This window comes from Streptomyces sp. DvalAA-14 (genome assembly GCF_900091855.1).
In the GTDB taxonomy this organism is placed as follows: domain Bacteria; phylum Actinomycetota; class Actinomycetes; order Streptomycetales; family Streptomycetaceae; genus Actinacidiphila.
The window spans coordinates 1-14,429 of sequence record NZ_FMCH01000058.1; the positions used below are offsets into that span (position 1 = coordinate 1).

The following is a 14,429-nucleotide window of genomic DNA, read 5'->3' on the forward strand; positions in this document are numbered from 1 at the left end:
AGCCGTGGCCGAGGCCGGCAAGGGCCGCCGCCGGCGCGCCGCCCCGGCCGAGGAGGCCGCGGCCGCCGACCCGGAGGGACCGCCCCCGGCGGACGCCGGGACAGCCGCGCCGGCCGAGGCACCGTACGAAGAGGAGCCGGGCGCCGCGGCCGAGCCGTACGAGCCCGCGGTGCGGGACGCCGTCCACCGGGTGATCCGCGAGCGCCGGGACATCCGCAACGGCTTCCGGTCCGACCCGATCCCGCACGACGTGCTGCTGCGCGTCCTGGAGGCAGCGCACACCGCGCCCAGCGTCGGGCACTCGCAGCCCTGGGACTTCGTGGTCATCCGCTCCGAGAAGACCCGCGAGAAGATGCACGAACTGGCCATGCACCAGCGCGAGGCGTACGCCAAGTCGCTGCCCAAGGCCCGGGCCCGGCAGTTCCGCGAGCTGAAGATCGAGGCGATCCTCGACACCCCGGTCAACATCGTCGTCACCGCCGACCCCACCCGCGGCGGCCGGCACACCCTCGGCCGGCACACCCAGCCGCAGATGGCGCCCTACTCCTCGGCGCTGGCCGTGGAGAACCTGTGGCTCGCCGCCCGCGCCGAAGGGCTCGGCGTCGGCTGGGTCAGCTTCTTCGACGAGCGCCAGATGGTCGCCGAACTCGGCCTGCCCGAGCACCTGGAGGTGGTCGCCTACCTCTGCGTCGGGTACGTCGACGAGTTCCCGGACGAGCCGGAGCTGGCGCAGGCCGGCTGGTCCCAGCGCCGCCCGCTGTCCTGGGTCGTGCACGACGAGGAGTACGGCAACCGGGCGCTGCCCGGCGAGGAGCCGCAGGACCTGCTGGAGGAGACGCTGCGCGGCATCCGCCCGCTGGACGCCAAGGCGCTCGGCGAGGCGTGGGAGCGGCAGAAGCGGATGACGAAGCCGGCCGGCGCGCTGGGCATGCTGGAGATCATCTCCGCGCAGCTCAGCGGGCTGTCCCGGCAGTGCCCGCCGCCGATCCCCGAGCCCGCGGCAGTGGCGATCTTCGCCGGCGACCACGGGGTGCACGCCCAGGGCGTGACCTCGTGGCCGCAGGAGGTCACCGCGCAGATGGTCGCCAACTTCCTGGGCGGCGGGGCGGTCTGCAATGCCTTCGCCAATCAGGTCGGCGCGGAGGTGTGCGTCGTCGATGTCGGCGTCGCCTCCGAACTGCCCACCACACCGGGGCTGTTGCCGCGCAAGGTACGGCTGGGCACCGCTGACTTCACGGCGGGCCCGGCGATGAGCCGGGAAGACGCGCTGCGGGCGATCGAGATCGGCATCGAGACGGCCCGCGATCTGGTCGCAGCGGGTAACAAGGCGCTGCTCACCGGCGAGATGGGCATCGCCAACACCACGGCCTCGGCCGCACTGATCGCCGTCTACACCGGGGTCGACCCGGCGGAGGTCACCGGCCGCGGGACCGGGATCAACGACGAGATGCACGCCCGCAAGATCGAGGTCGTCCGCCGCGGTCTCGAACTGCACCGGCCCGATCCGCTGGACCCGATCAGCGTCCTCGCCGCGTTCGGCGGGCTCGAACACGCGGCACTGGTCGGTTTCCTGCTGGGCGCGGCGGCGCTGCGCACCCCGGTGATCCTCGACGGCGTCAGCGCCGGGGCGGCGGCCCTGGTCGCCCGCGCCATCGCCCCGGAAGTCCTGGCCGCGTGCATCGCCGGGCACCGCAGCGCCGAACCGGGCCACGTCGCCGCCCTCACCACCCTCGGCCTGCGCCCGCTCGTCGACCTCGACCTCCGCCTCGGCGAGGGCACCGGCGCCCTCCTCGCTCTCCCCCTCGTCCAGAGCGCGGCCCGCGTCATGCACGAGGTCGCCACCTTCGACGCGGCAGGCGTCACCGAAAAGGCCTAGCCCGGCCCGGCCGGCACCCGCACCCGCCGGTCCCGGGACCGCCCGCCGCCGCGGGGACACGGCGGTGTCGGGCCGGGTCGCGGGCGGTCGCGTCCCGGCCGGTGTTCGACGCCGGGTGCGCCGGGTGCCGGCATGGCGGCCGGGCATTCGTACGGCCGGCGGCGGGTGGGCGGGCGAATGCGGCTGATCCCCCTGCGGGGCCCGGGCAGCTGTCCGGCGCAGGGCGCGCCGGTGGCCGCGTCGGAGCCCGCGTCCCGCGACACCGGATGGCGGCCGCGGACGGGGGCGGGGCCCCCGGCCCGGGCGTCCCACGCGGCGCGGGGGCGAGGTCAGGGGGCGGGGCGGCCGTAATGTGGGGGCGGGAAGTGTGTCGGGGGAGTGGCTGGCGGCGGAGGAAAAAACGACCGCTGGGGGACGACGATGGTGAGGAGCCGCGGATGCAGTCGCACGACGGGCCCGCGTACCCGGTAGGGCTGCGGCTGGCCGGGCGGCGGGTGGTGGTGCTCGGGGGCGGGCAGGTGGCGCAGCGGCGGTTGCCGGCGCTGGTTTCGGCGGGAGCCGACATCGTGCTGGTGTCGCCGTCGGTGACGCCCTCGGTCGAGGCGATGGCCGCGGCCGGCGAAGTGCGGTGGGAGCGGCGGCCGTATCGGGACGGGGACCTCGACGGCGCGTGGTACGCGCTGATCGCCACCACCGACGCCGCCGCGAACGCCGCCGCCTCCGCCGAGGCCGAGTCCCGCCGGGTGTGGTGCGTCCGCAGCGACGACGCCGAGGCCGCCACCGCCTGGACGCCCGCGACCGGGCGCACCGACGGCGTGACCGTCGCCGTCCTCACCGGGCGGGACCCGCGCCGTTCGGCGGCCGTGCGGGACGCGGTGATCGCCGGGCTGCGGGACGGCACCCTGGTCGCGCCGCAGCACCGGACCCGCACCGCGGGCGTGGCGCTGGTCGGCGGCGGCCCCGGCGACCCCGACCTGATCACCGTGCGCGGCCGGCGCCTGCTCGCCGAGGCCGACGTGGTGATCGCCGATCGGCTCGGCCCGCGCGACCTGCTGGACGAACTGCCGCCGCACGTCGAGGTGATCGACGCGGCGAAGATCCCGTACGGCCGGGCCATGGCGCAGGAGGCCATCAACGCCGCGCTGATCGAGCACGCCAGGGCCGGCAAGGCCGTGGTGCGGCTCAAGGGCGGCGACCCCTACGTCTTCGGGCGGGGCATGGAGGAGGCCGAGGCGCTCACCGAGGCGGGCATCGCGGTCACCGTCGTCCCCGGCATCTCCAGCTCCATCAGCGTGCCCGGCGCGGCCGGCATCCCGGTCACCCACCGGGGAGTCGCGCACGAGTTCACCGTGGTCAGCGGCCATGTCGCACCCGACGACCCGCGCTCGCTGGTGGACTGGTCGGCGCTGGCCCGCCTCCGCGGCACCCTCGTGCTGCTGATGGCCGTGGAACGGATCGGCGCCATCGCCGAGACGCTCATCGCGGGCGGCCGGGGCGCCGACACCCTGGTCGCGGTCGTGCAGGAGGGCACCACCGCCGCGCAGCGCCGGGTGGACGCCACGCTCGCGACCGTCGCCGCGACGGTCCTGGCCGAGGGCATCCGCCCGCCGGCCGTCATCGTCGTCGGCGACGTGGTGGGAGTGGGCCGGGCGGTGGCCGGCCGTGGCTGAGCCGGTGGTCCTGGATGATCCGCAGGACCCGCGGCTGGCCGACTACACCTCGCTCACCGATGTGGAGCTGCGGCGGCGCCGCGAACCCGCCGAGGGACTGTTCATCGCTGAGGGCGAGAAGGTCATCCGGCGGGCTGCCGCCGCGGGCTACGGCATGCGCTCGATGCTGCTGTCCGCGAAGTGGCTCGACGTGATGCGGGACGTCATCGAGGCGGCGACCGCGCCCGTCTACCTGGTCGATCCCGCGCTGGCCGAGCAGGTCACCGGCTATCACGTCCATCGCGGGGCGCTGGCCTCCATGGCGCGCCGGCCGCTGCCCGTCCCGGCCGAACTGCTCGGCGGCGCCCGCCGGATCGCCGTCTTCGAGGACACCGTCGACCACGCGAATCTCGGCGCCGCCTTCCGCAATGCCGCCGCCCTCGGCATCGACGCGGTCCTGCTGACCCCGCGCTGCGCCGATCCCCTCTACCGGCGGGCGGTGAAGGTCTCGATGGGCAGTGTCTTCCAGGTGCCGTGGACCCGGCTGGAATCCTGGCCGGCCGACCTGCACCTGCTGCGCCGGCACGGATTCGTGACCGCGGCCCTGTGCCTCGCCGAGAAGTCGATCACCCTGGACGAACTCGCCGCCCGCCGCGAGGAGAAACTCGCGCTGTTGCTCGGCACCGAGGGCGACGGCCTGTCCGAGGCCGCGTTGGGCGCGGCGGACCTGTGGGTCCGCATTCCGATGGCCGGGGGCGTGGACTCCCTGAATGTGGCCGCCGCTTCGGCGCTGGCCTTCTACGTCACGCGGCCATGAACATCCCCCGCGCGGCCGTGGCTGACCGCTGCGGCAGTCAGCTGCCCTGTGCGGCCGGGGAGTGGTAGGCCGGCTTCGCCGACATCAGTTCGTGCAGCGAACCACCGGCCGTCAGCCACCCGAGCAGGCAGGAGGGCCATAACCACTGCCCCCGGGGCGTGGTGACCGGCAGCAGCGTCACTTGCTGCCGGGCGGTGTCGAGCACCGCCCAGCCGCCCTTGGCCAGCGGTACCGCCGCCATCCGGCAGGCGGCGCGCCCGGCGCTGATCGCGCGCAGCCAGCCGATCGCGTCGCCGACGGGCCGGGCCCGGCTGCCGAGGAGCAGATCGGCACAGTCCAGCCAGCGCTGTTCGTGGTGGGCGTCGGCGTTGACGACGAAGTGCTCGTCCAGCACCTGGCGGCCCTCCGGCCGGGCGGCGCCCTCGGTGGCGCGCAGAACGACGTCACCCGAGGGGGTGTGCACGGCGAGGGACAGCGCCGGCGCCCGGCCGTCGAATTCCCGCCCCGGGGAGGGCCGCGTCCGCGGCACCTCGTAGCGCTCGACGCTGACGAAGCAGCGCACCGCCGGCTGCTGCTCGTCATCGGTCCGCGCTGCTGACGTTCTGTCGGACACCATCGGGGCGGCCTCCTGCTTCCGGCGGACCGCCGTCACGACGGCTCGACGCGGGTGGGCCGGGGCCGTCGGATCATCCGGGCCCGCCGAGCGGGCGCGTGCGCCCGACGGCCCGCCGTCGAGGGCGGTTTCCTACCGTTACAGGACATCAAGCAGGTGTTTCCGCCGCATTACGGCAGGCGAACATCGGGTGACGTGCCCGTGCGCCGCCCCGCCGCCCGGCGTCAACTCGCCCCCGGCGCCTCCCTCGTGAACTCCGCGTGCAGGCGCCGGGTGTGGTCCAGCCGGCGCACCGGCCCGGTGAGCGTCGCGATCACCGTCAGCCGGGGATCGGTGGACGACGAGCCCAGCCGCAGCTCCAACTCGCCCGGTTCCACGATGCGGTGGCCGTCACGGCCGGTGAAGCCGGCCAGGTCGGCCGGGACCCGCACCCGGACCCTGGCCGCTTCGCCGGCCGCCAGGTCCAGCCGCTGGTAGCCGATCAGCCGCTGCACGGGCTGCACCACCGAGGCCACCGGGTCGTGCAGATAGAGCTGCGCCACCTCGGTGCCGTCGCGCTCACCGGTGTTGCGCACCGTGAACGCCAGCCGTATCTCGCCGTCCGTGCCGGTCCGCAGGTCCTCGACGTCGAGATCCGTCCAGCGGAAGGTGGTGTACGTCAGCCCGTGCCCGAAGCCGAACGCGGCGGTGGGGTCGATGCTGGACACCTCGCTGGACTGGCCGAGCCGGGCCGCGAGGTAGGTGGACGGCTGGACGCCGGGCCTCATCGGCACACTCACCGGCAGCCGCCCCGAGGGGTTCACCCGCCCGCTGAGGACGCCGGCGATGGCCCCGGTGCCCTCCTGCCCGGGGAAGAAGGACTGCACGATCGCCGCGGCCTCGGTCACCGCGCGGCCCAGCGCGTAGGGCCGCCCGGCCAGCAGCGTCACCACCACCGGGACGCCGGTGTCCAGCAAGGCGTCGAGCAGGCCCTGTTGCACGCCGGGCAGGGTCAGCGACTCGGTGTCGCAGCCCTCGCCGCTGGTGCCGCGGCCGAAGAGTCCGGCCCGGTCGCCGAGCGCGAGGACGACCACGTCGGCCGTACGGGCCAGTTCGGTGGCCGCCGTGAAGCCGTCGGTGCCGGTGTCGTCGATGCCGGCACCGGCCGCGGTGACCAGCTCGCTGCCGGGGAATTCGGCGGCCAACGCGTCGCGCAGCGTGGGCAGTCCGATCCCGGCGGGCACGTCCGGGTGCTGGCCGCCCACGTGCACGGGGAAGGCGTAGCAGCCCAGAACGGCCTTCGGGGCCTGGGAGTTGGGGCCGATCAGCGCGATCCGGGCCGGGCGGTCCAGCGGCAGCGCGCCGTTGTTGGCGAGCAGCACGATGCTCTGCTCGGCGACCTGCCGGGCCAGGTCCCGGTTGGCGGCGCTGTCCAGCTCGACGCTGCCGCGCAGCGATCGCGGGTCCGTCAGGTCGGCGCCGGCCAGCGCGGCCGGCACCGGGTCCCAATCGGCGTCGAGCAGACCCAGTTCGGCCTTCTGCGTCAGGACCCGTCGCAGCGCCCGGTCGATCAGCCCCTCGTCCACCTCGCCGTCCGCCGCCGCCTTCAGCAGCGGCTCCCCGAAGGCCTTGACGGTGGGCAGTTCGACGTCGACGCCCGCGCGGAGCGCCACGCCGGCCGCCTCCCCGAGGGTGCCCGCCACCCCGTGCAGGGTCTTGAGGAACGCGATGCCGAAGTAGTCGGCGACGACCGTCCCGGAAAAGCCCCAGGTGTCCCGGAGCAGGCCGGTCAGCAGGCGCTCGTCGGCCGCGGCCGGCACCCCGTCGGTGTCGGTGTAGGCGTGCATCACCGAGCGCGCGCCCCCTTCGCGTACCGCCATCTCGAACGGGGGCAGCATGACGTCGGCCCGCTCCCGCTCGCCCATGCCCACCGGGGCGAGATTGCGGCCTGCCCGGGAGGCGGAATAGCCGGCGAAATGCTTCAAGGTGGCCACAACACCGGCGGATTCGAGGCCCTGGACGTAGGCGGTGCCGACGGTGCCGACCAGGTACGGGTCCTCGCCCATGGTCTCCTCGACGCGGCCCCAGCGGGCGTCGCGCACCACGTCGAGCACCGGGGCGAGGCCCTGGTGCACGCCTACCGAGCGCATGTCGCGGCCGATGCGCTCCGCCATCCGGCGGATCAGCGCCGGATGGAAGGTGGCGCCCCAGGACAGCGGCACCGGGTAGGCAGTGGCCCCCCAGGCGGCGAAACCGGCCAGGCACTCCTCGTGGGCCAGGGCCGGGATGCCGAAGCGGTTGGCGGCGGCGATCCGCCGCTGGGTGCGCAGCAACGACAATGCGCCCAGCGCCGGATCGACCGGCGCGGTGCCGAACGGCCGGGTGAGCTGGCCGAGTCCCTGCGGCAGCAGCGACTCCAGCGTGACGGGCTCCTCCATCTCGTGCTGGTAGGGGGCGACTTCGCCGCCTTCGTCGGAGGCGCCCACCCACACGCCGAACAGCTGCGCGATCTTCTCCGGCAGGGTCATCGCGGCGATCAGCGCGTCGGCCCGGGCGGCCGGCTCCAGGGCGCGGTCGCGCCAGGCGGGAGCGGCGGAATCTGTCTCTTCGACCACGGTGTCGGTCACTTTCCTCCGACGCCCATCAGCCCTTGGACCAGGGCGCGGCGGGCGAACAGGTAGACGATGAGAATGGGCAGCATCGACAGCACCACCGCGGCCAGCAGGCCGGGGATGTCGACGGCGTGCTCGGTCTGGAAGTTGTACAGGCCCAGCGTGATCACCTTCGTCGACTCGGACTGGGTGAGCACCAGCGGGAACAGGAAGCCGTTCCACGCCTGGAGTGCGGAGAAGACCACGATGGTGGACAGCCCGCCCTTGGACAGCGGCACCACCAGCTGGAAGAACACCCGCCAGGGCGCGGCCCCGTCCACCGCCATCGCCTCGTACAGATCCGGCGTGATGTCCCGCATCACGCCGGTCAGGATCAGCGCGCACACCGGCAGTGAGAACGCGGCGGTCGGCAGGATCACGCCGATCAGGTTGTCGTAGAGACCGGCCTTGCTGATCACGTAGAACATCGGCACGATCACCGCCTGCGCCGGGATGGCGAGCCCGAGCAGGAACAGCCGGAAGACCCCGGTGGTGAGCTTGCCCCGGCTGCGCACGATGGCGTAGGACAGCGGCGGCACCAGCAGCAGCACGATGGCCACCACCGCCGCGGTGACCAGCACGGTGTTGAGGAAGTAGCGGCCGAAGCCGTTGGAGAAGTCGGCCGAGTAGTTGTGGAAGGTGAAGTGCTTCGGGAAGGCCAGCGGGCCGTTCGCCGTGTAGTCGGCGCGGCTCTGCAAGGTCGCCGCGAGCATCACGTACAGCGGCAGCCCGACCAGGAAGAGCCAGACCAACGAGCCGAGCCCGGCGAGGTAGTTGGGACGGTTCCGGCGGCGACGGCGGCCGGCCGGCCGTGCTTCCGGCGCGGTCTGCGCGGTCATCACAGTCCCTCCGCCGTGCTGCGCATGTCGTCGTAGTGGGAGACCCGTACGACGATCAGCGAGATGATCGTGGCGACGACGACCAGCACCAGCGCGATCGCCGAGCCGCTGCCGAAGTCGAAGCTCTTGAAGGCCTTTTGGTACATGTAGTAGGCGCTGATGGTGGTGTCCGTACCGGGGCCGCCCTGGGTGAGGATCAGCACCGTGTCGAAGGTGGTCAGGCCCCCGACGACCATCAGGATCATCGAGGTGATCATGGTGTTGCGCAGCTGCGGCAGCGTGATGTGGAAGAACTGCCGTACGGTGCCGGCGCCGTCGATCTGCGCCGCCTGGTAGAGGACTTGGGGGATCGCGCGTGCCGCGCCCTGGTAGATCAGGGTGTGGAACGGGGTGTACTGCCAGGCGCCGACGAAGACGAGCACCCCGATGGCCCCGCTCCGCATGCCGAGCAGATTGCCGTCGCCGAAGAGCCAGCGGGCCTGCGACGGCACCCCGAAGTTGGGGTCGAGCAGGGCCCGCCACAGCACGGACACCGCGGTCGCCGACAGCAGCAGCGGGACGAAGTAGACCGCCGACAGCACCGCCCGGTTGCGCTGCCTGCCGGCCGCCCACACCCCGAGCAGCAGGCTCAGCGGGGTCTGCACCGCCACGCCCAGCACCGTGATGAGCAGGCTCAGCCACAGGCTCTGGATCATCACCGGGTCGTGCGCCAGGGCGGTGAAGTTGTCGAAGCCGGTGAACCTCGGCGCGCTCAGGCCGTCCCAGCTGGTGAAGGACAGCACCGCGACCAGCACCAGCGGGACGACGGCGAACAGCGTGAAGAACACGGTGGCCGGGACCGCCCAGGCGAAGCCGGGGCGGGTCACCGCGGCGCCGGTCCGGCGGGTGGGCCGGCGCCGCGGTTCGGGGCTGGCGGACGCGGGGTCCGCCGGGGACTTGGTGAGGGTCATCGTGGTTCCCGGCTCATGAGGACGGCAGGGCCTGCATGGCCTTGATGAAGCCGTCGGCGTCGAGCTTGCCGTCGAAGAACTCCTGCACGGCCTGGTGGATGGCGGTGGTGGCCGACGGCGGGTAGGCCTGGTCCCACGACAGCTGGAACGACGGCGCCTGCTTGACCAGGTTGAACTGGTACTTGGAGTAGTCCGGGCTGGCCGCGGTGTCGAGGAAGTTCACCGTGTTGGTGGTGGTCGGCAGGTTGCCGATGGCCAACTGCGCCTTCACGAACTCGTCCGAGGACTGCAGCTTGAGGAACTGGGCCACCGCGTCCGGGTACTTGGTCTTCTTCAGCACCGAGTAGAAGTTGTTGGTGTTGCCGACGATGTCGTTCGGGTCGCCCTTGCCGCCGGTGACGGTCGGGAAGGAGCCGTAGCCGAGGTCGGTCTTGGCGAAGTCGGGGCTGGCGTCCTGCTGGGTGGAGTACTCCCAGGAGCCCATCAGTTCGAAGCCGGCCTTGCCGGCCGCCAGCAGCGCGGGGGAGCCGCCGTCGGTGAACTTCACCGAGTCGTAGGCACTGCCGAACGCGCCGGCGTCGACGAGCTGCTTGAGCATCGTCAGCGACTTGCGGCTGTCCGGGCTGTCCCAGACGCTCGTGTCGCCGGACAGGGCCTTCTCGAACAGTCCGGGGCCGGCCACCCGGTCGAAGACGTACTCGTACCACATCTGTGTCGGCCACTGGTCGCCGCCGCCGAGCGCGATCGGGGTGACGCCCTTGGCCTTCAGGGCCTTGACGGCCGCCAGCAGGTCGTCCCAGGTCTTCGGCTCGGTGACGCCGGCGTCGGCGAGCACCTTCTTGTTGCTGAACAGCAGCACCGGCTGGGTGCCGCGCATCGGGATGCCGTACGACTTGCCGCCGATCACCGCGGTGTTGAACACCGACGGCAGGAAGTCCGACTTGAGCGCGGGGTCCTTGGCGATGAAGCCGTCCAGCGGCAGCAGCAGTCCGGCCTTGACGAAGGGCTGGATGCTGCCGCCGCCCCAGTTGAAGAAGACGTCGGGGGCCTGCTTGGTGTTGATGATCGTCTGGAGCTTCTGCTGGTAGTCGGCGCCCGGAATGGTGTCCAGGATCGCCTTGACCTTGGAGGTCTTGTTGAAGGTGGCGACGATCTGCTTCTCCACCTTGTTGGTGGCGTCCCCGTAGACGAGGACGTGGAAGCTGCCGGAGCCGCTGCCGCCGGAGCTGCCGCCGCCGCAGGCGGCCAGGGACAGCCCGAGCGCGAGCGTCACCCCTCCGGCCACGGCGCGGGAGTGCCATACGTGCTTCTTCATAGCCCCGCCTTTCGAAATGTTTCGACGTCGTTGCCGAAATGTTCTGCGCTGTGACGCTAGGGTCCGGTCCTGGAGGGGTCAACCCTCGGGTCCGGAGTTATCAAAGCGTTACTCCTGGCGAGCGGCCTGCGCCCACCCGCAGCCAACTGCGTCTACGCCCGCTGCCGTACGCTGTCGGTCATGGAAGAAGACGAAGCGGCGAGCCGGGTGACCCTGGCCCAGGTCGCCGAAAACGCGGGCGTCTCGGTCTCGACAGTTTCGAAAGTCCTCAACGGACGCCAGGATGTCTCCCGGCCCACCCGGCAGAAGGTCGAGCAACTGCTGGAGGCGCACGGCTACCGCCGGACGGCGCGAACCGCCCCGGAAGTCCCGCTGATCGAGATCGTCTTCCACGAACTCGACGCGATCTGGGCGATGGAGCTGATCCTCGGGGTCGAAAAGGTCGCCAAGGACAACGGGGCCAGCGTGATCCTCACCCAGAGCGGCACCCGCCACTCACCCGGGCCGGAGTGGATCGAAGGGGCCCTGCGGCGCCGCCCGCTGGGGGTGATCCTGGTGTTCTCCTCGCTGCTGGAGGAGTACAAGCAGCAGTTGCGGTCCCGGTCCATCCCGTTCGTCATCATCGACCCGGCCGGCGACCCCGAACCCGACGTCCCCTCGGTCGGCTCGGCCAACTGGTCCGGCGGGCTGGCCGCCACCCGCCACCTGATCGAGCGCGGGCACCGCCGGATCGGCATCATCACCGGGCCCGAGGACATGATGTGCTCGCTGGCCCGGCTGGACGGCTTCCGGTCCGCGATGACCAGCGCCGGACTCGAGATCGACCCCGGCCTCATCGCGCACGGCGACTTCCACGTCGAGGGCGGCTACGAACGCGCGCTGCGGATGCTGCGGCGCGCCGACCGGCCCACCGCCATCTTCGCCGGCAGCGACCTGCAGGCCATCGGCGTACTCGAGGCGGCGGGCGCCAGCGGACTGCGGACGCCCGAGGACCTGTCAGTGGTCGGCTACGACGACGTGGCGGTCGCGAAATGGTCCCGGCCGGCCCTGACCACCATCCACCAGCCGCTGCGCAGAATGGCCGAGGCGGCGGCCGAGATGCTGCTGCGGCTGCAGGCGGGGGAGCGGACGACCACCCGGATCGAGCTGGCCACCAGCCTGGTGGTCAGGAAGAGCACCGCCCCCCCGCCCGCCTCTCACACCTGAGCCGGCGCCAGATCCACCAGGCCGGCGAGCGCCGCCCGGTGGCGGCCCGGCGTGCCCAGCGCGATCGCGTCGGCCTTCGCCCGCTTGAGGTACAGGTGCAGTGGGTGCTCCCAGGTCATGCCGATCCCGCCGTGCAGCTGGACCGCCTCCTCGGCCGCGCGCACCGCGACCCCGCTCACATACGCCTGTGCCACCCGTACCGCGACGGCCGCGTCCGGCGAGCCGCCGGCCACCGCGTCGGCGGCGGCGCGCGCCGCCGCCCGGGCGCTGACCACCTCCAGCCACAGGTCCGCCAGCCGGTGCTTCAGCGCCTGGAAGGAGCCCACGACACGCCCGAACTGACGCCGCTCGCCCAGATAGCGCACGGTCTCGTCCAGGCACCACTGGGCCACCCCCAACTGCTCGGAGGCCAGCAGGCCCGCGCCGGTCAGCAGCGCCGAGTCCAGCGCGGCCACCGGGTCCGCCGCCGCGAGCCGGCGGCCGGCCGCCGCCTCGAAGCGCACATCCACCGGCGGCCGCGTCAGGTCCAGCGCGCCGAAGCGCCCGATCACCGCGGCGGACGCGGCCACCTCGTACAGCCCGGGCCCCTCGGGGCCGACGGCCGGCACCACCAGCACATCGGCCGCGAAAGCGTCCGCGACGCTGGTGGCCGTACCCGTCAACCGACCGTCGGCGTCCGCCCGTACGCCGCCCGGGAAGGGGTCCCCCGGCGCCATGGACAGCGGTACGGCGAGCGCCGCCGCGGCCGTCCCCGCCGCCAGCCGCCCGAGCAGCGCGGCGACCCCCGCCTCCTGGGTGTCGCAGCGGAGCAGCGCCGAGGTGGCCAGCACCGCGCTGCCGAGGAACGGCGTCGGCGCCACCGCCGCGCCCAGCTCCTCCAGCACGACCGCGGCCTCCCGCGCGGAGGCGCCCTGGCCGCCCAGCTTCTCCGGCACGAGCAGCCCGGCCAACCCGAGTTCGGCGGCGAGCACCCGCCACAGACCCGGGTCGTAGGGCTCGGCGCTCTCGATCCGGCCGAGCACCGCGGCCGGCGGGCAGCGGTGCGCCAGCACGGAGCGGACCGCGGCGCGCAGGTCGTCCTCCACGTCGGTGTAGAGCAGGTTGACCGGAGCGGACGCGGCACCGGTCGCGGAACTGGCGGTCGGAGCGGTCATCGGGGGAGGTCCTTCCACGCGACGTCCTTGTCGGTACGCGGTTCGGCCGGCAGCGCCAGCACCCGCTCGGCGATGATGTTGCGCAGGATCTCCGAGGTGCCGCCCTCGATCGAGTTCCCCTTGGCCCGCAGATAGCGGTAGCCCGCGTCCCGGCCGTAGAAGTCCACGCTCTGCGGACGGACCATCGTCCAGTCGCCGTAGCGCAGGCCCTCCTCGCCGAGCAGCTCCACCTCCAGGCCGCTGATCCGCTGGTTGAGCCCGGCGAAGGCCAGCTTCAGCCCCGAGCCCTCGGGCCCGGGGGCGCCGACCGCGAGCTGCTGGCGGACCCGCTCGGCGCTCAGCCGGGCCACCTCCGACTCCACCCACAGGCCCAGCAGCCGGTCGTGCAGCTCGGGCGTTCGCAGTTCGGGCCGCGCCCGCCACACCGCGGCGGCCGGCCCGATCATCCCGCCCTCACGCGGCAGCGGACGGCCGCCGATCGCCACCCGCTCGTTCATCAGCGTGGCCTGCGCGACCCGCCAGCCGTCGCCGACCGCGCCCAGCCGGTGCGCGTCGGGGATCCGGACCCCGGTCAGGAAGACCTCGTTGAACTCCGCCTCACCGGTGATCTGCCGCAACGGCCTGACCTCGACCCCCGGGTCGGTCATGTCGCAGACGAAATACGTGATGCCCTGGTGCTTGGGCAGGTCCGGGTCGGTGCGGGCGATCAGGATGGCCCAGCGGGCGTTGTGGGCGCTGGACGTCCACACCTTCTGGCCGTCCACGATCCAGTCGCCCGCGTCCCCGCCCGTCCCCTCGCGGACGGCCCGGGTGCGCAGCCCCGCCAGGTCCGAGCCGGCGCCGGGCTCGCTGAAGAGCTGGCACCAGACCTCCTCGCCGGTCCACAGCGGCCGCAGAAAACGCCGCTTCTGCTCGTCGGTGCCGTAGCGCAGGATGGTGGGCGCGGCCATGCCCAGGCCGATACCGATCCGCCGCGGGTCGTTGTCCGGCGCCCCGACGGCCGCCAGCTCCGCGTCCACCACGGCCTGCAACGCGCGCGGCGCCCCCAGGCCGCCGAGCCCGACCGGGAAGTGCACCCAGGCCAGCCCGGCGTCGAACTGCGCCCGCAGAAAGTCCAGCGGATCCCCGGCCGCCGGATCCCCCGCCGCCAGCAGCACCCCGACCCGCTCCCGCACCTCACCCTCCCCGCCGCCCCGCGCGCCGTCCTTCTCCCTCGCCATACCCACGCCCTCTCCGCCACCGAGCACTCACTAAGCAAGCGCTTGGAAACGTAACCGACATCGCCCCCCAAAAAAAAGCCCACGGGCCCCCACGGCCCGAGCAACCGCCCACGAGGCACACCAATCCGCCCCCCGGCGGGGTTGCCGGTTCTTCCCGGGC

Annotated in this window: 11 protein-coding genes; 4 read left to right on the top strand and 7 right to left on the bottom strand. The window is 73.1% G+C overall.

Annotated elements, in window-relative coordinates:
* The 3 genes from cobT to GA0115240_RS02675 form a co-directional block, all read left to right on the top strand.
* Positions 1-1,876, top strand: a 1,876-nt coding sequence (gene cobT, locus GA0115240_RS02665; protein ID WP_237554547.1) for a nicotinate-nucleotide--dimethylbenzimidazole phosphoribosyltransferase, incomplete at its 5' end; no start/stop codon positions are given.
* Between the two features lie 437 nt (positions 1,877-2,313).
* A complete protein-coding gene (gene cobA / locus GA0115240_RS02670) occupies positions 2,314-3,546 on the top strand; it encodes a uroporphyrinogen-III C-methyltransferase (RefSeq protein ID WP_093735027.1) in 1,233 nt (410 codons plus the stop codon).
* On the top strand, positions 3,539-4,342 hold the full coding sequence (locus GA0115240_RS02675) for a TrmH family RNA methyltransferase (RefSeq protein ID WP_093735028.1): 804 nt from the start codon (positions 3,539-3,541) through the stop codon (positions 4,340-4,342). The genes cobA and GA0115240_RS02675 overlap by 8 nt, the downstream gene beginning before the upstream one ends.
* 37 nt (positions 4,343-4,379) lie before the next feature.
* Here GA0115240_RS02675 and GA0115240_RS02680 read toward each other — a convergent pair whose 3' ends face one another.
* The 5 genes from GA0115240_RS02680 to GA0115240_RS02700 form a co-directional block, all read right to left on the bottom strand.
* The gene (locus GA0115240_RS02680) at positions 4,380-4,958 is read right to left on the bottom strand and encodes a hypothetical protein (protein WP_141708696.1); all 579 of its coding nucleotides are present in this window, start codon (positions 4,956-4,958) and stop codon (positions 4,380-4,382) included.
* A gap of 221 nt (positions 4,959-5,179) precedes the next feature.
* Positions 5,180-7,561 carry a beta-xylosidase/alpha-l-arabinosidase gene (locus GA0115240_RS02685; protein WP_370673260.1) on the bottom strand — a complete coding sequence of 794 codons (2,382 nt, stop codon included), beginning with the start codon at positions 7,559-7,561 and terminating at the stop codon, positions 5,180-5,182.
* Positions 7,558-8,424 carry a carbohydrate ABC transporter permease gene (locus tag GA0115240_RS02690; protein WP_093735030.1) on the bottom strand — a complete coding sequence of 289 codons (867 nt, stop codon included), beginning with the start codon at positions 8,422-8,424 and terminating at the stop codon, positions 7,558-7,560. Before GA0115240_RS02690 ends, GA0115240_RS02685 begins: the two co-directional genes overlap by 4 nt.
* A complete protein-coding gene (locus GA0115240_RS02695) occupies positions 8,424-9,374 on the bottom strand; it encodes a carbohydrate ABC transporter permease (protein WP_093735031.1) in 951 nt (316 codons plus the stop codon). Before GA0115240_RS02695 ends, GA0115240_RS02690 begins: the two co-directional genes overlap by 1 nt.
* 13 nt (positions 9,375-9,387) lie before the next feature.
* On the bottom strand, positions 9,388-10,689 hold the full coding sequence (locus GA0115240_RS02700) for an ABC transporter substrate-binding protein (RefSeq protein WP_093735032.1): 1,302 nt from the start codon (positions 10,687-10,689) through the stop codon (positions 9,388-9,390).
* A 180-nt stretch (positions 10,690-10,869) separates the two neighbouring features.
* Here GA0115240_RS02700 and GA0115240_RS02705 point away from each other — a divergent pair, with 180 nt between their 5' ends.
* The gene (locus tag GA0115240_RS02705; RefSeq protein WP_093735033.1) at positions 10,870-11,895 is read left to right on the top strand and encodes a LacI family DNA-binding transcriptional regulator; all 1,026 of its coding nucleotides are present in this window, start codon (positions 10,870-10,872) and stop codon (positions 11,893-11,895) included.
* Here the strand turns inward: GA0115240_RS02705 and GA0115240_RS02710 are convergent.
* Together GA0115240_RS02710 and GA0115240_RS02715 are read right to left on the bottom strand one after the other, a co-directional pair.
* Entirely contained in the window at positions 11,886-13,049 is a 1,164-nt protein-coding gene (locus tag GA0115240_RS02710) for an acyl-CoA dehydrogenase family protein (RefSeq protein WP_093735034.1), read from the bottom strand. The genes GA0115240_RS02705 and GA0115240_RS02710 overlap by 10 nt on opposite strands.
* The gene (locus GA0115240_RS02715; protein ID WP_093735035.1) at positions 13,046-14,269 is read right to left on the bottom strand and encodes an acyl-CoA dehydrogenase family protein; all 1,224 of its coding nucleotides are present in this window, start codon (positions 14,267-14,269) and stop codon (positions 13,046-13,048) included. The genes GA0115240_RS02710 and GA0115240_RS02715 overlap by 4 nt, the downstream gene beginning before the upstream one ends.
* Positions 14,270-14,429: the final 160 nt, after the last annotated feature.